Below are 20,742 nucleotides of genomic sequence, written 5' to 3'. Positions count from 1 at the left end.
CTATAGGAACCTCGAGGCCGTCTCGCTACCCTCCGCCGCATGATTTCCACGGTGGTCTGGGGTACCGGCAATGTCGGCCGCGCGGCCATCCGCGCCGTCGAGGCCCACCCGAAACTGAGACTCGCGGCCGTGCTGGTGCACGACCCGCGCAAGGTCGGCCGCGACGCCGGCGAACTGGCCGGGCTGGGCCACGGCCTCGGTGTCGCGGCGAGCGACGACATCGAGGCCGTCCTGGCCTCGGGTCCCGGAGCCGTCGTCTACGCGGCCACCGGCGACATCCGCCCCGACGAGGCCCTCGCCGACATCGCGCGGGCGATCCGGGCCGGTGCGGTGGTCGTCACACCCGCCCTCTATCCGCTCTACGACCAGCGCAGCGCCCCGCCCGAGTTCCGGGACCCCGTGCTCGCCGCCATCGCCGAGGGCGGCGGCTCCCTGTTCGTCTCCGGCGTCGACCCGGGCTGGGGCAATGACGTCCTGCCCCTGCTGATCAGCGGTCTGGGCACCACGATCGACGCCATCCGCTGCCAGGAGATCTTCGACTACTCCACGTACGAACAGGAGGAGTCCGTACGGTACTTGGTCGGCATGGGGCAGCCGATGGACTACGAGCCGCTGATGCTCGCCCCGTCGATCCCGACGATGGTGTGGGGCGGCCAGATACGGCTCATGGCGCGGGCCCTCGGCGTCGAACTCGACGACATCACCGAGACGATGGAGCGCCGCCCGCTGGCCGGCACCGTGAGCACCCGCACGATGGGCGAGTTCGCGGCCGGTACCCAGGGCGCGGTCCGCTTCGAGGTGCGGGGGATCGTCGGGGGAGAGCCGCGGATCGTCATCGAGCACATCACCCGCATCCACGCCTCCTGCGCACCGGACTGGCCCTCGCCGCCCGACGGGGACGGGGCGCACCGGGTGATCATCGAGGGTCTGCCGCGGATCGAGGTCACCGTCGCGGCCACCGACGAGGGCGAGAACCGTTCCGCGGGCGGGAACGCCACCGCGGTCGGCCGTCTGGTCGGCGCCGTCGACTGGCTGGTGGACGCGGAACCAGGACTCTACGACGCACTCGACGTCCCGCTGCGTCCCGCAGTCGGCCGGCTCGGAAGGAAGTGACCCATGACCCTGCGCGTCGACATTCCCGAGGGACAGGAACCGATCGGATACGTCTGGGGCGAGCTGGTGCCCGGCATCGGCATGGCCGCCGCGAACTTCTCCCTGTCGGTGTACGAGCACACGACGCTGGGCCTGCGCGAGTTCGAGGCCGCCCGGCTGCGCATCGCGCAGATCAACGGGTGTCTGTTCTGCCTGGACTGGCGCACGGAACGTGACGGCCTGAAGGTCGAGGAGGAGTTCGCGGACGCGGTGACCCAGTGGCGTACCACCGACGCCTTCGACGACCGGACACGGCTGGCCGCCGAGTACGCCGAGCGGTACGCACTGGATCACCATGGTCTGGACGAGGACTTCTGGACCCGGATGACGGGCCTGTACAGCCAGCGGGAGATCGTGGAGCTGTCGATGAGCGTCGGCTCCTGGCTGGCGTTCGGCCGGCTCAACCACGTGCTGGGACTGGACGCCGTGTGCGTGCTGCCGACCCACTGAACGCGCTGCCGACCCACTGAACGCGCGTCCGGCCGGCGGGATGCCGGGGCCCCTCGAGCGGATCCGGACCCCTCGCGGGGTCCGCACCGCCTAGAGGTCCACGGCGATGATGTTCTCGATGTTCCTCTCGGCGAGGGCCGTGATGGTGACGAAGGGATTGACGCTGGTGTTGCCCGGGATCAGCGCGCCGTCGATGACGTACAGGCCCGCATAGCCCTTCAGGCGGCCGTAGTTGTCGGTGGCCTTGTTCAGTACGGCGCCGCCGAGCGGGTGATAGGTGAGATGGTCGCCCCAGATCTTGTACACGCCGAAGAGATCGGTCCGGTAGATCGTCCCCTCCTTCGCGTTGATCTTGTCGAAGATCGTCTTCGCCATGTCGATGGAGGGCTGCTTCCAGGCGGTCTGCCAGTTGAGGTCGACGTTCCCGGTCGCCGCGTTCCAGGTGAACTGGGCGCGGTTGGGGTTCTTGGTGATGGACAGGTAGAAGGACGCCCAGGTCTCGATGCCGGTGGGCAGCGGCGCCACCTCGGCGAACGCGCCGCCCGCGGTCCAGTTGTCGATGCCGCCGCAGGGGATGCTGGCCTGGAGCGAACCGGTCGGATCCCACAGGTGGTTGGCGCGGCCGCACATGACGTTGCCGTTGTCGCCCCACCCCTGGCCGACGTCGCCGTTGAGGCCGGGCAGCGCGCCGGTCGCCTTCAGCCGGACCAGGAGCTTGCTCGTCCCGACGCTTCCGGCCGCGAAGAACACGCGGTCGGCGGTCACCGTCTTGGTGGCCGTGGTGGCGCCGGTGGTGCTGAGCTGGTCGATCAGGACCGTGTAGCCGCCGCCGGACGCGGGTGCGACCGACGTGACCTTGTGCAGCGGTGAGATGGTGACCCGTCCGGTGGCCGTGGCCTGGGCGAGGTAGGTCTTCTGGAGCGACTTCTTGCCGTAGTTGTTGCCGTAGAGGATCTCCCCGGCGAGGGCCGACTTGGTGACGGTGCCCGCGGCCTCCTGCTTCATGTAGTCCCAGTCGTACACGTCCGGCACGAAGACGAACGGGAAGCCGGAACGCTGGGCCTGCTTCCGGCCGACCCGCGCGTACTGGTAGCAGTCGGTGGTGTCGAACCACGCCGGGTCGATCAGGCCCGTGCCGAGCGTGGCGTTGGCGCGCGGGTAGTACGTCGCGTACATCTCGTCGGCGTTCACCGAGGGGAGGATCGCGCCGAAGTTCTCCCGTTTGGGAGTGACCGCCATGCCTCCGTTGACGAGTGATCCGCCGCCGACACCGCGGCCCTGGTACACGATGATCTGGCCCATCTCCTCGGCGTCCAGGATTCCCGTGTAGCGGGGGATGTCCTTGTCGATGGGGAAGCCGAGGAAGTTGCTGAGGGGCTGTTTGGTCCGGGTGCGCAGCCAGTACGAACGCTGGTCCGGGCTGGTCGTGTTGGCGAAGATCTTGCCGTCCGAGCCGGGGGTGTCCCAGGCCATGCCCATCTCGACCATCTGCACGTCGACACCCGCCTGGGCGAGCCGCAGGGCGGCGACCGAGCCGCCGTAACCGGTGCCGATCACGAGGACGGGGACGTGTGCTCCGGACGGGATCGACGTGGCCGCCGTGGCGATCTGCGCGGGGGCCGCGACAGCGCGACCGGCGAGGCTCACTGCTCCAAGAATAGAACCTGTTCCAGCTATGAATCGTCGGCGCGAAACACCCCTGGAATCGTTGGTTTGCTGGTTGATGTCACCCACGTGACACTCCTCACTCTCGATGAGTGGGAACAGGTTCTACTGTTACTGGCTTGTTAAGTCACTACATACCGGTTGGTAACTTCTGTCCGATCTTGGGGTGATCGGCGAGCTCTGCTCCGCTTGCTCTTGACTTCACAAGACCCTCGCGCGACATTCCTGGCGCTGCATCAGAACCAGTACGGCGGGGGCCAGTCGGGCTCCCGGAGCAACGGAACGCCACACATCCCCCGCCCTGCTGGAGAGCCCTGCCATGTCCCCGAGCGCCGAGCCCGCCAGATCCGCCTCCTCCCTCCCGGCCCCCGGCCCGTCGCGGCGCCGTGTGCTCGGCGCGGCCACGGGCGCCTCCCTCGCGCTCGCCGCCGGTGCCGCCGGTGCCGCGGTCGCCGCCGCTCCGGCCACGGCGGCCGACCTGCCCGTACTCGGCACGTACGACGTCGTCGTGGTCGGCTCCGGAGCCGCCGGGATGACCGCGGCGCTCACCGCCGCGAAACGCGGGCTGAGCTGTGTCGTCCTGGAGAAGGCGGCCACCTTCGGAGGGTCGGCGGCCCGCTCCGGTGCGGGCATCTGGATCCCCAACAACCCCGTCATCCTCGCCGCGGGCGTTCCCGACACCCCCGCGAAGGCCGCCGCGTACCTCGCGGCCGTCGTCGGCCCGGACGTCTCCGCCGACCGGCAGCAGGCCTTCCTCGGCCACGGACCGGCCATGGTCTCCTTCGTCATGGCCAACAGCCCGCTGCGCTTCCGCTGGATGGAGGGGTACAGCGACTACTACCCCGAACTCCCCGGCGGCCTGCCGGGCGGACGCTCCATGGAGCCCGACCAACTCGACGGCACGATCCTCGGAGCCGAACTGGCCCGCCTGAACCCCCCGTACATGGCCGTCCCGGCCGGCATGGTCGTCTTCAGCGCCGACTACAAGTGGCTCACGCTCTCCGCCGTGAGCGTGAAGGGCGCGGCCGTCGCCACCGAGTGCCTGGCGCGCGGCACCAAGGCGGCGCTCCTCGGCCAGAAACCGCTGACGATGGGCCAGTCCCTCGCGGCCGGGCTGCGCGCCGGACTGCTCGCCGCCCAGGTCCCGGTGTGGCTGAACACCCCGATGTCCGATCTCTTCCTGGAGAACGGCGCGGTCACCGGAGCGGTGGTCACCCGCGACGGCACGACCGGACTCGTCAGGGCCCGGCGCGGGGTCGTCGTCGGCTCCGGCGGCTTCGAGCACAACGCCGCCATGCGCGCCGAGTTCCAGCGGCAGCCCATCGGGACCGCCTGGACGGTGGGCGCCAAGGAGAACACCGGCGACGGCATCCAGGCCGGCCGCCGGGCCGGGGCGGCGCTCGACCTGATGGACGACGCCTGGTGGGGCCCGGCCGTCCCGCTGCCCGACGAGCCCTACTTCTGCCTCGCCGAGCGCACCCTGCCCGGCGGCCTGCTGGTCAACGCCGCCGGCGCACGCTTCGTCAACGAGGCCGGACCCTACAGCGACGTCGTGCACACCATGTACGACCGCGACCCGAGCGCTCCGGACATCCCCGCGTGGCTGGTCGTCGACCAGAACTACCGCAACCGCTACCTGTTCAAGGACGTCGCGCCGACCTTCACGTTCCCCGACTCCTGGTACACCTCCGGGGCCGCGTACAAGGCGTGGACCCTGGACGACCTCGCCCGGCGCATCGGAGTCCCCGCGGCCGCGCTGCGCACCACCGTCGGCCGCTTCAACGGCCTGGCCCTGAGTGGCAAGGACACCGACTTCCACCGCGGCGACAGCGCCTACGACCACTACTACACCGACCCCGCCGTCCTCCCGAACTCCTGCCTGGCCCCGCTGTGGCTCCCTCCCTACTACGCCTTCAAGATCGTCCCGGGCGATCTCGGCACCAAGGGAGGCCTGCGCACCGACGCCCGCGCCCGCGTCCTGCGCCCGGACGGCACGGTGATTCCCGGCCTGTACGCGGCGGGCAACGCCAGCGCCGCCGTGATGGGCCACAGCTACGCGGGAGCGGGTTCGACGATCGGTCCCGCGATGACGTTCGGCTACATCGCGGCCCTAGACCTCGCGGCGACCTGACGGGCAGCAGTCAGCCGCCGGTGCGCTCGCTGTGACTGTCTGCGGTCGCGCCGGTGTCCGCGTCCCCGCCGGCGTCCGCGTCCCGGTCCGCGCGCGGCTCGGGCGACAGGACCAGGACGGAGACGTCGTCGCGGATCGAGGGGCAGAACCGGACCAGGTCCTCCCACAGGTGGGCGACGAGCGCGTCCGAGGGTTCCTCGGCGAACGCGGTGAGCCGGTCGGGCAGCGGGTAGAAGGAGCCGCCGGCGTCCCGGCTCTCGCTCACGCCGTCCGACGCCATGAACAGCCGGTCACCGGGGTCCAGCTCGACCGTCCGTCCCTTCGGCGGGGACAGCTCGAAGAAGCCCAGACCCAACGGGGGCCCCGGATCGGCGTCCAGTTCGAGGGCCTTCGCACCGCGCAGCAGCACCGGCGCGGGGTGCCCGCAGGACACCATCCGTACGGTGCCCGTGCCCGGCGGGAACTCCAGGAGCAGCGCGGTGGCGAACAGCTCGGCGTGATCGACCGACGCCGAGTCCACCACCAGCCTGCGGTCGAGCCGGGCCGCGGCCGCCTCCAGATCACGCTGGTCCAGCACCGTCTCCCGGAACGCCCCCAGCAGCGAGGCGACCGTTCCCACGGCCGACAGCCCGTGTCCCTGTACGTCGCCCATGACCGCCCGGACTCCGAACGGCCCGTCCCGTACCTCGAAGAAGTCACCGCCGACCAGCGTCTCCCGCTGGGCGGGCCGGTAGAGCCCGACGCAGCGGACCGGCCCGACGCGTTCGGGCAGCGGCGGCAGCACCGCGAGCTGAGCGGCTTCGGCGACGGACCGCACGGTGACCAGATGGGCGTCCCTGCGGCTGCGGACGAGCGACACGAACACGCTCAGCACGGCGATGAAGGCGATGGTGAGCAGGTCCGCGTTGCCGGGATGGTTGAGGTGCAGGGCGGGGACGTTCAGCAGGACCACGACGACCGCGCCGAAGACCGCCGTCGCCAGGGGCCCGTAGGACAGGACGGCCAGCGAGGGGATCGCGCCCAGCAGGAAGCCGATGTCCGGTGGCTCGCTGCTCACGAGTTCCGCTACGAGGACGCCCACCAGCAGGACCGGGGGGAGCAGCCGTACCCAGCGCGGAGGCGGCGAGCCGCGCAGCCATCCCGGGTAGTCGTCCCGCCGACCGGACGCGGCCTTCGTGGCCATGGCACTCCTCCCTTCGCCACCACGCTCCTCCCTTCCCCGCCGTCGCGCACTTTGATCGGCTCGGGGACGCGGGCGGGGGAGACGAACGGCACGGAGCCCCGCCATCACGGGGATGGGATGACGGGGCTCCACAGGGCGGGTGCCCCGGCGGCGGCGTTTCATCCCACCGGCGTCCGGGAGAGGCCCCGGCACCCGACCCGGGGCATGGTGGAGGGGTGACAGGACTGGCCGTGCTGTTCGCGCTCCTCGGGGCCGCCAGCAACGCGATGGGCACGGCGTTCCAGCGCAAGGCCGCCTCCCGCGTCAGCGAGGGCGGCGGGCTGCGGCTCATCGTCCGGCTGGCCCGTCAGCCGGCCTGGCTGATCGGCGTCGGCGGGGTGATCGGGGCGGCGCTCTTCCAGGCCCTTGCCCTGGCGAACGGGCCGCTGTCCCTGGTGCAGCCCCTGTTCATCCTGGAACTGCCCTTCGCCCTGATGATCGCCGTCCCGCTCCTGCACCGCCGTCTGTCGCGGGCTGGATGGCAGGCCGTCGTGGGCGTGGTCGCCGGACTCGGCCTCGTCCTCCTCGCGGCCGCGCCCTCGGGAGCACGGTCCGACGCCTCCATGGAACGCTGGATCCCGGTCCTGATCGTCTGCCTGGGAAGCGTGGCCGTCGCGGTCGTCGTCGCCCGACCCGGCCGCCCGCCGCTCTTCCGCGCCGCCGTGCTGGGATCGGCGTCGGCCATCAGCAACGCGCTCACCGCCGCTCTGCTCAAATCGGCCGTGGGCACCCTCCGCGAGGACGGGTTCGGCGCTTTCCTCAGCGTGTGGCAGACCTACGGATTCGCCGTGACCGGCATCGCTGCCGTCCTGCTCCTGGAGAACGCGCTCCAGGCGGGCCCGCTGGCCGCCTCGCAGCCCGCGCTGACCATCGGCGACGCGACGCTCAGTCTCGTCCTCGGTGTCACGCTCTTCGACGAGACGATCCGTACGGGCTGGTGGCTGCTGCCCGAGCTGATCGGCGCGGGACTGGTCCTGTGGGGCGTCCTGCGGCTGACCCGCGTGGTCCCGCATCTCGCGGACATGGCCCATTGACGCCGGTCGAGCCGGCCGTCCAGGGCCCGGGTCCGCCGGTGGGGCCAAAGCCGCCGACGTGCCCGGCGACTGGCCGGCACTCGCTCGATTGGTGACGGCCGGGACTGGACAGACCCTTGTGGTGACGAGTCGGATCGAGAACGTTCGGGAACTGGTCGCGCGGACGCGGTACGTCGTCCTCGGCTTCGACGGCCCGATCTGCCAGCTGTTCTCCGGGCCCTCGGCGACGGCCCTCGCGCGCGCCCGGCTCGACCGGCTGACGGAACCGGACCTGCGCGACGCCCTGCTCGCCGAGGAGGAACGCGACCCCACGGACCCCTACCGCGCCCTGACGGCGGTGGCCGGCCGGCACCCGGACGGTGAAGCCCTCGCCCGGCTCGACGCGTGGCTTACCCGGACCGAGCTGGCGGCGGTACCCACCGCGATGCCGACCGCGTACGCGGATCCGCTCCTGCACACCTGGGCGGCGGTCGGGGCGAGACTCGCCGTGGCGACCGGTACGTCGGCCCAGGCCGTCACCTCGTACCTGAACACACGCGGGCTCACCCACCGCTTCGCCCCGTACATCTTCGGCCGCGCACCGCACCGGGGAACCTCCCTTCCCCGTCCGGCCCCCCTGGAACTGGCCCTCGGCGCCATGGGCGCCGAACCGGACGCCTCACTGATGATCGGCGCCGCTCCCGAGGACCACGCGGCGGCGCACCGGGCCGGTGTCCGCTTCCTCGGATACGCCCGCCGGCCCGCCAGAGCGCGCGCACTGCGGGAGGCCGGTGTACCCGCGCGGTGCGTCACGGACTCCCTGGAACCCCTGCTGCGCGGCCTGCGCGAACTCCCCTGAGCCGGTCACCGCGCCGATCACTGCGCCATACGAGGGGAAAGCCGCCGGAAACTCGTGTGCATGCATCGCCGGGAGCGGGGCACCAGACATCCTGAGACAGCTCGGGAAGCTACCCCCCTGGCGAAACCCGGGCTGCACGGCCCCGCAGGCAGTCACTCCCCCCGGCTGCCGGCGGGGCCGCATTCGTTCGCCCCTACTCCACCCGGATACCGACGATGCAGGTGTCGTCGTCGGTGTCGGACCTGCTGTACGTCAGGAGCCGGTCGAGCTGGTGGTCGAGGGTTCCGGACGTCGTACGGGCCGCGCTGAGCAGCTGGCGCAGCGACACCTCCACCGAGCGGTCACGCCTCTCGACCAGACCGTCCGTGTACATCAGCAGCGTGTCGTGGACCTCCAGCTGCACCTCGTCCTCCGCGAACGTCGCCTCGGGCACCGCACCGAGCAGGATGCCCTTGAGCAGCGGCAGCGGGGTCGCGTCCGCGTCCCGGACCAGAACGGGCGGCAGATGCCCGGCCCTCGCCCAGCGCAGGACGCGGCGGCGCGGATCGTAGAGCCCGACGACCGCGGTGGCCGTGACACCGCCGGTGAGATGGTGCGCCACGACGTTGAGCCAGGACAGCAGCTGCCCGGGCCCCGCGCCCGTCACGGCGAGCCCGCGCAGGGCGTTGCGCAGCACCACCATGCTGGTCGCCGCCTCTATCCCGTGACCGGCCACGTCACCGACACACACCAGGACCAGACCGGAGGACAGCACGACGGCGTCGTACCAGTCGCCTCCGACGAGCTGCTCGGTCTCCGCGGGGCGGTAGCGCACCGCCACGTCGAGACCCGGAGCGCGCAGCGGCGCCCGGTCCGGCGGCATGATCGCGTGCTGGAGCTGAAGGGTCAGCCGGTTGCGTTCGTGCGCCTGCTGTTCGGTGTGCGCGAGCTGGTCGCGGGTGACCGCCAGGGCCACCTCGGTCCAGTGCTGCGCCGAGATGTCCTGGTAGGCACCGCGGACCGCGAACAGCCGGTCGTCGGCGTCGAGAACCGGCTCGGCCACCATGCGGATGTGCCGGGTCACGCCGTCGGGGCGCTGCAGCCGGAACGCGGCCGACGCCGGACGCCGGTGGTGCAGGACGGTCCGCAGGAAGCGGCCGATGGTGACGGCGTCGTCCGGGTGGGCGTGCGCCGCCAGGTCCTCAAGCGGCACGGGGGCGTCCGAGGGCGGGCGGCCGTACAGATCGAAGAGCGTCTCGTTCCAGATCGTCTCGCCGGTCAGCAGGTTCTCCTCGAAACCGCCGATCCTGCCGAGCCGCTGGGCGTGCTGGAGCAGGCTCGCCAGCCGGGCCGTCTCGTCTTCTATGCGCCAGATGAGCAGGACGGTTCCGCCGTGCCGGCTGATGTTGATGTCGGCCACGGCGGACAGCCGCACCTGGTCGACCAGCGCGGTCAGATCCATGCGCCGCGCCCGGAACGGCTCACCGGTGGCGTAGACGCGCTCGACGCACTGGAAGAGACCGCTGTCTCCCGCGGCCAGCGGATAGGCCTCCAGCAGCAGCGCCCCGTGAACGGTGCCGCGCGGCCGGCCGGCCGGATCGAGGAAACGGCCGTTCACATGACGGATACGGAAGTCGGCGAGCCGTCCCTGGTCGTCGAGCTGGGGCACCAGGACCAGCGCGGGATCGTGCAACCCGTCCACCAGGTCGATCAGTTCACCGACGTCGGCCGTCCCCCGCGCCTGGGCGCAGTCGCCCGGCAGCACGTGGGTCTCCAGGGTGTGCGAGCACAGTTCGGCCAGCGCCTCGACCTGCCGGACCACCTGCGGTGGCTGCGGTCCCAGGGCGGACGGCCACGCGATCTCCAGGACGCCGTGGATCCGGCCTCCCGATCCGGCCGGCACCGCGACCCGTCCGCCGTCCGGATGTTCGGCGTGCCCGATGGACGGCAGCCCGGTCTCCGCCAGGGAGCCGGCCCACTGCGCCGTACGGTCGGACAGCGCACGGCGTGCCATCGTCGCCACGCCCGGGGGGACGTACCGCCAGCGCCTGGCCTCGCCCGGCGGGAAACCGGCGCTGCCCGCCAGGGACAGCGAACCGTCCGTGTCCGCCGCCCAGATGGCCACGGCGACCGCCCCGAGCGGGGTCAGCGCGTGCTGGAGCAGGGAGTCCGCCACCGCCTGGGTGTCACCCGCCGCGAGCGCTCCGCTCTCGGCCGCGCGCAGCCCCACCGCGGGGGCGCCGTCCTTCGGCGGCCGCTCGGCCGTCGCGGAGAGGAAGGTGCTGGTCACCTCCGAAAGCCGGTCGTGCGCCGCCTGGTTGATGATCTCGACGGCGAGCTGGAGCTGCGGCACCTTGGCCTGTTCCGCCAGTTCGGCGAGCTGGCGGGCGGCCTGGACCGGTCCGCAGCCCAGCCGCTCGACCAGGATGCCCTTGGCCAGCTCGACCAGGGCCCGCCCGTCGGCCTCCGCCTGCGCGTCCCGTACCTCGCGGCGCAGCCGCTCGACGGTTGCCGCCAGCCTGCCCACCGGAGATGTCCGGGACACGCCCGAGAGCTCGACGGACCGCCCGGCGTCCGTGGCGTCCTCCGTGGGCTCGGGGACGTGCGCGCCGGTTTCCTCTGGACTGTTCATCGTGCGGCCGCTCCTCGGCGGCGGCCCCGGAGGGCACGGGGGAGGGGAGTCGGCGGAGGGTGTCCCGCCGCGCGGCCGCGGCGGAGGGGACCGGGTCTCATGTCACGCCCCGAGCCAGCGCCGGACGCACGCGATCAGGTCGTCGGTGTCGACCGGCTTGGTGACATGGTCGCTGGCGCCCGACAGCAGGCTCTTCTCCCGGTCGCCGGGCATGGCCTTCGCCGTCACCGCGATGATCGGCAGGTCGGCGTACTGGGGCATCTTGCGGATCTCGGCGGTCGCGGTGTAGCCGTCCATCTCGGGCATCATCACGTCCATCAGGATCAGCGCGACCTCCGGCCGGCTCAGCAGGGTCTCGATGCCCTTCCTGCCGTTGTCCGCGTGCAGCACCTGGAATCCGTGCAGTTCCAGAATGCCGCTGAGCGCGAAGAGGTTGCGGGCGTCGTCGTCGACGACGAGCACCGTACGGCCCTCGAAGGCGCTGTCGATCGGCCGCGCGGGCCGGCTCCTGGCCTCCTCGGCGCGGACCAGCGGCACCACGTCGCCGGGCTGGTCCGCGGACAGGTGCAGCGCGATCCGCTCGCGCAACTCGTCCAGACTGGACAGGAACTCCAGCGACCGGGCACCCGAGCGGGACTGCAGCGCCCGCTCCTGCGCGAAGTCGACCCGGCTGCCGTTGTGGACGAGGACCGGCACGGTCGCCAGGGCCGAGTCGCCCTCCACCGCTTCGAGGAACCGGGCCGTCTCGCCCTCCGGCATGCCGAGTTCGAGCACGACGCAGTGCCACGGCTCCGCGGCCAGGGCGCCGGCCGCCTCCTGCGCCCCGACGACGGTGACGACGTCGACGCTCTCCCGGGCGTCGCCCTCGTCACGGCTGCGCGCCACGTCCGCCACCGCGCTCTCGGCCACCAGCGTCAGCAGCCCCCGGGGCCGGTCCTCGACGACCAGGAGCCGCCGCCGTCGCTGGCGGGGCAGGCCCGTCGGACCGGGAGCGGTGTGCCGGGGCTCGGAGTGCGCCGAGGCGTCCTCGGCGGTCGCCGGTTCGGGCAGGCGGCCGCCGGCCAGCAGCTCCTCGAACTCGGGCCGGGCGACGGGGAGGAACAAGGTGAACGTACTGCCCTGTCCGGGTGTGCTGTCCACGGTGACCGCACCGCCGAGCAGATGGGCGATCTCCCGGGTGATGGACAGACCGAGACCGGTGCCGCCGTACTTGCGGCTGGTGGTGCCGTCGGCCTGCTGGAAGGCGCCGAAGATCGTCTCCAGTTGCTGCTCGGGGATGCCGATGCCGGTGTCCTTGACCCGGAAGGCGGCGATCGTCCCGCCACGGTGGACGCCCGCGGGGATCTCCTGGTCGGACGCCGGTTCGATGCGCAGTTCGACCCGGCCCCGCTCGGTGAACTTGACCGCGTTCGAGAGCAGGTTGCGCAGCACCTGCCGCAGCCGTGAGTCGTCGGTGAGCAGGTCCACCGGCGCGCCGGGAGCGGTGCTGACCGTGAACTCCAGGCTCTTCTGCGAGGTCATGGGGCGGAAGGTGGCCTCGACGTATTCGAGGAGCTGGCGCAACGGGACCCGCTCGGGGGTCACGTCCATCTTGCCCGCCTCGACCTTCGACAGGTCCAGGATGTCGTTGATGAGCTGGAGCAGGTCGGAGCCGGCGGAGTGGATGATGCCCGCGTACTCGACCTGCTTCGGCGTGAGGTTGCGCGAGGGGTTCTGCGCCAGCAGCTGGGCCAGGATGAGGAGACTGTTGAGCGGGGTCCGCAGCTCGTGGCTCATGTTGGCGAGGAACTCGGACTTGTACTTGGACGCCAGCGACAACTGCTGGGCCCGCGCCTCCAGTTCCTGCCGGGCCTGTTCGATCTGGAGGTTCTTCGCCTCGATGTCGCGGTTCTGGGTCGCGAGCAGGGAGGCCTTGTCCTCCAGCTCGGCGTTGGAGCGCTGGAGTTCGTCCTGCTGGACCTGCAACTCCTCCGAGCGGGCCTGGAGTTCGGCGGTCAGGCGCTGCGACTCGCCCAGCAGCTCATCGGTGCGGGCGTTGGCCACGATGGTGCTGACATTGACGCCGATCGTCTCCATGAGCTGTTCCAGGAACGTCATGTGACCCTGCTTGAAGCGGGTGACCGAGGCCAGCTCGATGACGCCGAGCACCTGCTCCTCGACGACGATGGGCAGGACCACCAGCGCCGTCGGCGCGGTCTGCCCGAGACCCGAGGAGATGGTGACGTACCCCGGCGGCACCTCGTCCACGGTGATCGCCCGCCGGCTGCGCGCGGCCTGCCCGACGAGCGAGCGGCCGAGCGGGATACGGGTGGGACGCCCGTCCTCGTCGGGATAGCCGTACGAGCCGACCAGCCTGAGTTCCGTGCCCTTCGCGGTCTCCTCGGCGAGGTAGAAGGCGCCGTACTGCGCGGCGACCAGCGGGGTGAGCTCGTCCATGATGAGGTCGGCCACCACGTCCAGGTCGCGGTATCCCTGCATCAGACCGGAGATACGGGCCAGGTTCGTCTTGAGCCAGTCCTGCTCCTGGTTGGCGCGCGTGGTCTCCCGCAGCGACTCCACCATGAAGTTGATGTTGTCCTTCAGGTCGGCGACCTCGCCGGAGGCCTCCACGGTGATGGACCGCGTCAGGTCGCCCTCGGCCACGGCACTGGTGACCTCGGCGATCGCGCGCACCTGGCGCGTGAGGTTGCCGGCCAGTTCGTTCACGTTCTCGGTCAGCCGCTTCCAGGTGCCCGAGACGCCCTCCACCTCCGCCTGACCGCCGAGCCTGCCCTCGCTGCCGACCTCCCGGGCCACGCGGGTGACCTCGGCGGCGAAGGCGGAGAGCTGGTCGACCATGGTGTTGATGGTCGTCTTGAGTTCGAGGATCTCGCCGCGTGCGTCGACGTCGATCTTCTTGGACAGGTCGCCCTTGGCCACCGCCGTCGTCACCAGGGCGATGTTGCGCACCTGGCCGGTCAGGTTGTTGGCCATCGAGTTGACGTTGTCGGTGAGGTCCTTCCAGGTGCCCGCCACGTTCGGCACGTGCGCCTGGCCGCCGAGGCGCCCCTCGGTGCCGACCTCACGGGCGACGCGGGTGACCTCGTCGGCGAACGCGGACAGTGTGTCGACCATGGTGTTGATGACGTCGGCCAGGGCCGCGACCTCGCCCTTCGCCTCCACGGTGATCTTCTGCGAGAGGTCGCCGCGGGCCACGGCGGTCGCCACCTGCGCGATGGAGCGGACCTGACCGGTCAGGTTCGACGCCATGACGTTGACGTTGTCGGTGAGGTCCTTCCAGGTGCCCGAGACACCCCGCACGGTGGCCTGCCCGCCCAGGTTGCCCGCCGTGCCGACCTCGCGGGCCACGCGCGTCACCTCGTCGGCGAACGCGGAGAGCTGCTCGACCATCGTGTTGATGGTCTCCTTGAGCTCCAGGATCTCGCCCCGGGCGTCCACGGTGATCTTCTGCGACAGGTCGCCCTTGGCCACCGCGGTGGCCACCTGGGCGATCGAGCGGACCTGGGCGGTGAGGTTGCCCGCCATGAAGTTCACCGAGTCGGTGAGATCGCGCCAGGTGCCCTTGACGCCCTTCACGTCGGCCTGGCCGCCGAGGCGTCCGTCGGTGCCGACCTCGCGGGCGACGCGGGTGACCTCGTCGGCGAACGCGGAGAGCTGGTCGACCATCGTGTTGATGGTGTTCTTCAGTTCCAGGATCTCGCCGCGGGCGTCCACGGTGATCTTCTGCGAGAGATCGCCCTGGGCCACCGCCGTGGTGACCTGGGCCACGTTGCGTACCTGGGCCGTGAGGTTGCCGGCCATGAAGTTCACCGAGTCGGTGAGATCGCGCCACACGCCGCCGACACCGGGAACCTGGGCCTGACCGCCGAGGCGTCCGTCGGTGCCGACCTCGCGGGCGACGCGGGTGACCTCGTCGGCGAACGCGGAGAGCTGGTCGACCATCGTGTTGACGGTCTCCTTGAGCTGCAGGATCTCGCCGCGGGCGGGTACGTCGATCTTCTGCGAGAGGTCACCCCTGGCGACCGCGGTGGCGACCTGCGCGATGTCACGGACCTGCGTGGTGAGGTTGCCCGCCATGGCGTTGACGGAGTCGGTGAGGTCGGCCCAGGTGCCCGACACCCCCGGCACCTCCGCCTGGCCGCCGAGCGTCCCCTCCGTACCCACTTCACGGGCCACGCGTGTCACTTCCGAGGTGAACACCGAGAGCTGGTCGACCATGCCGTTGAAGACGGTGGCGATGTCCCCCAGCAGGCCGCCGGCCTCGTCGGGGAGCCGGGTGCCGAAGTCGCCGTCGCGCACGGCGGTGAGGCCGGCCAGCAGTTGCCGCAACTCCTGCTCACCCGGAGTCCGTACGGACGTCCCGCTCGCTGCCCTGGTCATGGCCACCCTCGTTCCGCTCCCCTGGAGTCCCGTGTCACGGAACTCGGAACCGCGCCGGGCCCACGGACGGCCGGTGCCTGCCCGTGGGATTCCCGCAGATCACGGGTCATCCCATCAAGAAAATACGCCGCAGGCTAACCCAGGGAGCGAGGACGGAACAAAGCGTGGGAGGGAATTCTCCGGGGGCCCGAAAATGTCGCCGGTCGCAGGAATAACCTCGCGTGAACGGGATACACAGGACCCTCTCGTTCCCGGTCGGGGGGACCGCGTACGCGAAATCCCGTGGGCCCGCCCCGGACCGGAGTCCGGGGCGGGCCCACGGGAGATGCGTACGGGCCGTGACGTGCTGAGACGTCAGGCGACCGCGGGATCGAGGAGCCCGGCGCGCAGCCGCTTGATGATGCGCGTGATCAGCCGGGAGACGTGCATCTGCGAGATGCCGAGCTCCTCGCCGATCTGCGCCTGGGTGCGCTCCTCGACGAAACGCAGGTGAATGATCCGGCGCTGCCGGTCGTCGAGCTGGGCGATCAGGGGAGCCAGGGAGCTGAAGTCCTCGACGAGTTCCAGCGCCGCGTCCTCCTCGCCGATGAAGTCCGCGAGGACCGCCTCGCCGTCCGCGCCGCCGTCGGCCGTGAGGGCGGCGTCGAGCGAGGAGGAGTTGTAGCCGTTCGAGGCCTTGCGGGCCTCGATGACCTCTTCCTCGGACAGGCACATCAACGCGGACAGTTCACGCGTCGTGGGGGTGCGGCCGAGGCGGGTGCGCAGTTCCTCCGTCGCCTTGGCGAGCTCGACGCGGGCCTCCTGCAGGCGCCGGGGCACGTGCACGGCCCAGCTCGTGTCGCGGAAGAACCGCTTGATCTCACCGACGATGTAGGGAACCGCGAAGGAGGTGAACTCGACCTCGCGGGACAGCTCGAAACGGTCGATGGCCTTGATGAGCCCGATCGTGCCGACCTGGACGATGTCCTCCATCTCGCCCTGGCTGCGGCTGCGGAAGCGCGCGGCCGCGTACCGGACGAGGGAGAGGTTCATCTCGATGAGGGTGTTGCGCGCGTACTGGTGCTCGTGCGTGCCCTCCTCCAGGACGGCCAGCCGGTCGAAGAACTGACGGGACAGCTCCCGCGCGTCCTTCGGGCTGATCTTCAGCGGCTCGTCGATCTGCGGAAGGACGCCTTCCGTGGCCGTCACTGCCTGGTGCGCCGTGTCCGTCGCCCGCACTGCCGTCACGGCTGCCATGCCGTCCACCCCACATCGTCCTAAGGAATTGATGACAGGGCCCGTCTGCCCCGCCTCACACCGCTCATGCCACCCGGTTTCGGAATTCCGCGGAACGCGTACGTCCCGCCTCCCCCTGACCCCGGGTCAGCGATTACTTCGTCCCGGGGACACCGTTCGGATGCGGCGACGTAAAATGAGTTCCGGGGTGAGTCCGTGAGCATCGAACGGGGAGTCGGCCGGGCGCAGACGCGCTCGTCCCTGGCGTGCCCCGAAGCGGCACAACGCGCCGGAATCCGGCCCCGGGGCCCGGTGGTCGGGGCATGACGACGGCGACACTCCGCGGCGATCCCTTCGTCCACCCCGCGCTCGTCTACCGCGACGACCTCGAGTACGTGCAGGAGATGACACGGTTCGTCTCCGACGGCGTAGCCGCGGGTGAGCCGGTGGCGGTGGCCGTTCCCGCCCGGCGGCTCGGACTCGTCCGCGAGGCGATGGGACCGCTCGGCGCCGGCGTCCGCTGGATCGACATGGAGCGGGCCGGCCGGAACCCCGGCCGGATCATCCCCTCCGTCCTGCGGGCGTTCGCCGACGACCACCGGGACGTCCATGTACGGATCATCGGCGAGCCCGTCTGGGCCGGCCGCACGGAGGCGGAGTACCCGGCCTGCGTCCAGCACGAAGCGCTGATCAACAGGGCGTTCGCCGGACGGGACGTGACCATCCTGTGCCCGTACGACGCCCGTGCCCTCGCCCAGGGCGTGATCGCCGACGCCCACGCCACCCACCCCGTCGTGATCGGTGCCGGGCGGCAGTGCGTCAGCTCGGCCTACGACCCGGACGGCGCACTGGCCCGCTTCAACCGCGTGCTGAGCCATCCGCCCGGTGCGGCGACGGTCGCCTTCGACGCCGAACTCCTGCCCGTCGCCCGCGACTTCGCCCTGGCCGAGGCCAGGGGCCTGGGGATGACGGCGGTCCGGCTGCACGATCTGAACCTGGTCGTCTCGGAACTGACGACCAACAGCGTCGTGCACGGGGGCGGTTCGGGAACCCTGAGGCTCTGGGCCGAGGGCGAGCAGATCGTGTGCGAGACACGGGACGGCGGACGGATCGGCGATCCCCTGGCCGGCCGGCATCCCGTGCGTCCCGACCAGATCGGCGGACGGGGCCTGTTCCTCGTGAACTTCCTCTCGGACCTCGTCCGGGTGCACACCGACGCCGCGGGAACCACGGTGCGCAGCTACATCGGACGCGCCTGACCGGCCCGGTACGAGCGCGGGCGAGGGGGCCCGGACCGTGCTCCGGGCCGGGCCCCCTCGCCCGCGTGTTCGGTCCTCTGGCCCGCTAGCCCGCGGCGCCCCGCTCGGCCGAACGAGCGGCCTCGCGTTCCGTGCGGGCCCCGGCCTGCGACAGGGAACCGCCCGAACTCTCCAGATGTGCCCTGACGAACCACTGGAACTGTTCGAGCGCGCGCAGCTGCTCGATGAGGAGGTCCTCGGTCACCGGGTCGATCTTGCCGACCTCGGCCACGGCGGCGCGGTGCTCCTCGACGATCCCGGTGTAGACGAGATCGAGGGCGCCGAGGTGGGCGATGGCGTCGGCGCGGCCGACGCTGTAGTCGTCCCAGGTCCGTTCGGCGACGAGCGCGCCCGGTGTGCCGTGCGGAACCCCGCCGAGGGCGGAGATCCGCTCGGCGGTGTCGTCCGCCATGGCGCGGACGCGGTCCACCTGCGGGTCGAGCATCTCGTGCACGGCGATGAAGTGAGGGCCCACGACGTTCCAGTGGATGTGTTTCAGCGTGAGCGACAGGTCGTTGAGAGCGTGCAGCCGCATGCTCAGTACGTCGATGATCCGGCCGCCGTCCTGCGTGCTGACGCCGGGGACCGTGTAGTGCGGAGTCGTGGAGGTCGTCATGGTGGCTCCAAGTGCCCTGGTTTCCCCGTGCCACACCTTCCGCCCGGTCGGCGGGCCCTCCCGCGGACGGCGGACCGCAGGGTGACGGAATCCCTTCAATGGGACGGCGTTGGGCCAAATAGGTTGTCCGGTGCGGCTGTTGCGAATGAACCGTCGCGAACCCGGGCACACGGTCGGAAACTCGAGAGAGGAGCCCTCGCCGTGCTCGTGCCCGACCCGAAGGTTGTCCGGAGGCTGCTGACCCGCTACGCGGCCCTGAAGATCGCGTATGCAGAGAAGGAGACCCCCGAGACGGCCCGCGGCCTGGAGGACGTCACGTACACCCTGTGTGTGATGACGGGAACGACCGGAGTGCGGGAGGCCGTCGCCGCGGCGGACGCCCTGCTCGCGGCGGGGGAGAAGCGGCGGGAGGCGCGGCAGGCCCCGTCGCTGGCCGGCGCGCCGTCCCCGGCGCCCAAGGCGGTGTCCGCGGCCGTCCCTCCGCTCGCCCGGCCGCACACCGAGGTGCGGACGCTGAACGGCCGGTCGCTGGATCTGTCCGGTCCGCTCCACTGAGCACCGCGCGGTTCCTGTCCGTCGAACGGCTGAACTACCTAGTCGTCTCCCGCTCGTTCTCCTGCTGTGAGCATCGTCGAGGCGGAGATGAGGAATCGATGAGCCGACACAGCAAGGGCCGCAGGCACCGCAAGGTGAACATGACGCCGCGTCCGGTCGGACCGAGCAGATCGCCGCGTGAGGCCCGGGAGCAGGTGAGCGCCGCCGCGGCCGACCCGCGGCCGGCGCGTGCCAAGCCTCCCATTCCCGGGCAGGACACGAACGGGGAACGGGCCGAGGCCGTGTCCAGGACGGTGACCGAGAGCGGTCTGAGCCGTCATGCCGTACGCACGTGGGAGCGTCTCGCGGAAGCGGGCGCGGGCGGGGTCGAGGTCGCCGAGCTCACCGAGGCCGTGGGCTTCCGGCGCTCCACGGTGCTGGGGCATCTCAAGGGCCTGGCCGGACTCGGACTGGCCGAGGACCACGAGAGCGTGTGGCGGGCGACCGGACCGGCGGAGGGTCCGGTCGCCCGGGAGGACGCGGGGGCTTCGGCCGGGAGCGTTTCCTAGGACGGCGGCCCGTGGCGGCGCTTGGCGGGCGAATCCGCCCCGGTCAAGTGCCGCCCGCCGTGCCCCGGGCCGGCCGGCAGCGCGCCCTGCGGGGCCGGGCCGCTTCGGGCGAGGGATTCCCGGGCGGCCTCGTGCGGGTGGCGGCGCTGCCAGTACGGATTGTCGTGCGGCAGCTTGCTCGACACGCGCCCGTACATGCCGAACGTCAGGATCACCAGCCCCATGACGAAGCTGAAGACGACGTTGGTCATGCCGAAGTCGAGGATGTTGGCGGGCCGGTCGAGGATGAAGATGTGGACGAATCCACTGATCAGGAACAGGGTTCCCACCGTCATGTTGAGCGTGGAGGCGACGTTCCCGCCGACGACGGCACCGGCGATCAGGATCACGCCCATGACCACGGAGATCAGGCTGAGGGCGCCGTTGGTCGACATGCCCGCGATGCTGTCCCCGTTCGTGTTGAACGGACTGAGTTCGTCGGCGAAGCCGAGGACGCCGAAGACGAGCAGGACCACCCCGCAGAAGGCGGCGCCCCACCGGTACACGGAGGCCAGGTGGTGGTCGAGGGGCAGTTCGTCCTGGAGCTTCATCGCCCGTCCCTTCGTACGCAGGGAGGAACACCGTCACACGGTGTCCGTTTCACGTCTTTCGTCCTTCTCTTCCGTGAAATGCCGCTGAGCGGTTGCACTCTGTTCGGGGTGGCGACTGCGGTGATTTCGCGCACGGCGCGGTGTCGGAATGCCATATCGGGGCATCCGGACTCCATCACTCGACGACCGGATCTTCACAAGGAGTCCCCATGCTCGGCATAGCCGCCGCCGTCCTGCTGTTCATCGCCTTCCTGATCAACGCCGGCGACGTCTCGACGAACCACGTGTTCACGTCGACCAATGTCATGCTCATAGGCCTTGCCCTGCTGGCTCTTCACCTTTCGGGCGTCGGTGGCGGCTGGACGACGCGCAGCCGTCGGCGCTGACGGACGTCACCGGCCGCAGCGGCCTCTTTTCGTGTGACTTCGCGGGGGTGA

Annotated in this window: 16 protein-coding genes; 9 read left to right on the top strand and 7 right to left on the bottom strand. The window is 71.0% G+C overall.

Features of this window, described 5'->3' with window-relative positions; all coding sequences use genetic code 11:
* Nucleotides 1-39: 39 nt before the first annotated feature.
* Nucleotides 40-1,113: a dihydrodipicolinate reductase gene (locus tag ACFYYF_RS15170; RefSeq protein WP_388775555.1), complete on the top strand. Its 1,074-nt coding sequence runs from the start codon at nt 40-42 to the stop codon at nt 1,111-1,113.
* 9 nt (nt 1,114-1,122) lie between these two features.
* Nucleotides 1,123-1,602, top strand: coding sequence for a carboxymuconolactone decarboxylase family protein (locus tag ACFYYF_RS15165; protein WP_361692585.1), 480 nt, complete (start codon nt 1,123-1,125; stop codon nt 1,600-1,602).
* Between the two features lie 90 nt (nt 1,603-1,692).
* Here the strand turns inward: ACFYYF_RS15165 and ACFYYF_RS15160 are convergent, their stop codons facing one another.
* Nucleotides 1,693-3,249, bottom strand: coding sequence for a GMC oxidoreductase (locus ACFYYF_RS15160; protein WP_388775553.1), 1,557 nt, complete (start codon nt 3,247-3,249; stop codon nt 1,693-1,695).
* A gap of 337 nt (nt 3,250-3,586) precedes the next feature.
* Here ACFYYF_RS15160 and kstD point away from each other — a divergent pair, with 337 nt between their 5' ends.
* The gene (gene kstD / locus ACFYYF_RS15155; protein WP_388775550.1) at nt 3,587-5,398 is read left to right on the top strand and encodes a 3-oxosteroid 1-dehydrogenase; all 1,812 of its coding nucleotides are present in this window, start codon (nt 3,587-3,589) and stop codon (nt 5,396-5,398) included.
* 10 nt (nt 5,399-5,408) lie between these two features.
* Here kstD and ACFYYF_RS15150 read toward each other — a convergent pair whose 3' ends face one another.
* Nucleotides 5,409-6,581: a PP2C family protein-serine/threonine phosphatase gene (locus ACFYYF_RS15150; protein ID WP_388775547.1), complete on the bottom strand. Its 1,173-nt coding sequence runs from the start codon at nt 6,579-6,581 to the stop codon at nt 5,409-5,411.
* A gap of 215 nt (nt 6,582-6,796) precedes the next feature.
* Here ACFYYF_RS15150 and ACFYYF_RS15145 point away from each other — a divergent pair, with 215 nt between their 5' ends.
* On the top strand, nt 6,797-7,654 hold the full coding sequence (locus ACFYYF_RS15145; RefSeq protein ID WP_388775544.1) for a DMT family transporter: 858 nt from the start codon (nt 6,797-6,799) through the stop codon (nt 7,652-7,654).
* Between the two features lie 121 nt (nt 7,655-7,775).
* Nucleotides 7,776-8,492 carry an HAD family hydrolase gene (locus ACFYYF_RS15140; protein WP_388775541.1) on the top strand — a complete coding sequence of 239 codons (717 nt, stop codon included), beginning with the start codon at nt 7,776-7,778 and terminating at the stop codon, nt 8,490-8,492.
* A 193-nt stretch (nt 8,493-8,685) separates the two neighbouring features.
* Here ACFYYF_RS15140 and ACFYYF_RS15135 read toward each other — a convergent pair whose 3' ends face one another.
* The 3 genes from ACFYYF_RS15135 to ACFYYF_RS15125 all read right to left on the bottom strand — a co-directional run bounded on the left by ACFYYF_RS15135 (nt 8,686) and on the right by ACFYYF_RS15125 (nt 16,719).
* On the bottom strand, nt 8,686-11,103 hold the full coding sequence (locus ACFYYF_RS15135; protein WP_388775539.1) for a SpoIIE family protein phosphatase: 2,418 nt from the start codon (nt 11,101-11,103) through the stop codon (nt 8,686-8,688).
* Nucleotides 11,104-11,205: 102 nt separating this feature from the next.
* Nucleotides 11,206-15,483, bottom strand: coding sequence for a HAMP domain-containing protein (locus ACFYYF_RS15130; RefSeq protein WP_388775537.1), 4,278 nt, complete (start codon nt 15,481-15,483; stop codon nt 11,206-11,208).
* A 354-nt stretch (nt 15,484-15,837) separates the two neighbouring features.
* Nucleotides 15,838-16,719 carry an RNA polymerase sigma factor SigF gene (locus tag ACFYYF_RS15125; RefSeq protein WP_388775534.1) on the bottom strand — a complete coding sequence of 294 codons (882 nt, stop codon included), beginning with the start codon at nt 16,717-16,719 and terminating at the stop codon, nt 15,838-15,840.
* 302 nt (nt 16,720-17,021) lie between these two features.
* On the opposite strand from ACFYYF_RS15125, the gene ACFYYF_RS15120 reads away from it, so the two are divergent.
* Nucleotides 17,022-17,957 carry an anti-sigma factor RsbA family regulatory protein gene (locus tag ACFYYF_RS15120; protein WP_388775531.1) on the top strand — a complete coding sequence of 312 codons (936 nt, stop codon included), beginning with the start codon at nt 17,022-17,024 and terminating at the stop codon, nt 17,955-17,957.
* Between the two features lie 85 nt (nt 17,958-18,042).
* On the opposite strand, the gene ACFYYF_RS15115 is transcribed toward ACFYYF_RS15120, so the two are convergent.
* Complete coding sequence (locus ACFYYF_RS15115) at nt 18,043-18,612, bottom strand: Dps family protein (RefSeq protein ID WP_388775528.1); 570 nt, start codon at nt 18,610-18,612, stop codon at nt 18,043-18,045.
* Nucleotides 18,613-18,813: 201 nt separating this feature from the next.
* Between ACFYYF_RS15115 and ACFYYF_RS15110 the strand changes: the two genes are divergently transcribed.
* Together ACFYYF_RS15110 and ACFYYF_RS15105 are read left to right on the top strand one after the other, a co-directional pair.
* Nucleotides 18,814-19,167 carry a DUF5133 domain-containing protein gene (locus tag ACFYYF_RS15110; RefSeq protein WP_388775525.1) on the top strand — a complete coding sequence of 118 codons (354 nt, stop codon included), beginning with the start codon at nt 18,814-18,816 and terminating at the stop codon, nt 19,165-19,167.
* 98 nt (nt 19,168-19,265) lie between these two features.
* Nucleotides 19,266-19,715, top strand: coding sequence for a hypothetical protein (locus ACFYYF_RS15105; protein ID WP_388775523.1), 450 nt, complete (start codon nt 19,266-19,268; stop codon nt 19,713-19,715).
* On the opposite strand, the gene ACFYYF_RS15100 is transcribed toward ACFYYF_RS15105, so the two are convergent.
* Complete coding sequence (locus tag ACFYYF_RS15100; RefSeq protein ID WP_388775520.1) at nt 19,712-20,305, bottom strand: DUF4383 domain-containing protein; 594 nt, start codon at nt 20,303-20,305, stop codon at nt 19,712-19,714. The two genes, ACFYYF_RS15105 and ACFYYF_RS15100, sit on opposite strands and share 4 nt — an antisense overlap.
* Nucleotides 20,306-20,514: 209 nt before the next feature.
* Here ACFYYF_RS15100 and ACFYYF_RS15095 point away from each other — a divergent pair, with 209 nt between their 5' ends.
* Entirely contained in the window at nt 20,515-20,691 is a 177-nt protein-coding gene (locus tag ACFYYF_RS15095) for a hypothetical protein (protein ID WP_192582574.1), read from the top strand.
* Nucleotides 20,692-20,742: the final 51 nt, after the last annotated feature.

The sequence above is a fragment of the Streptomyces sp. NPDC001914 genome, from assembly GCF_042891215.1.
Taxonomy (GTDB): domain Bacteria; phylum Actinomycetota; class Actinomycetes; order Streptomycetales; family Streptomycetaceae; genus Streptomyces.
The sequence above is the reverse complement of the archived record's forward strand: the minus strand, read 5'-3'. Positions and strand labels throughout refer to the sequence as shown.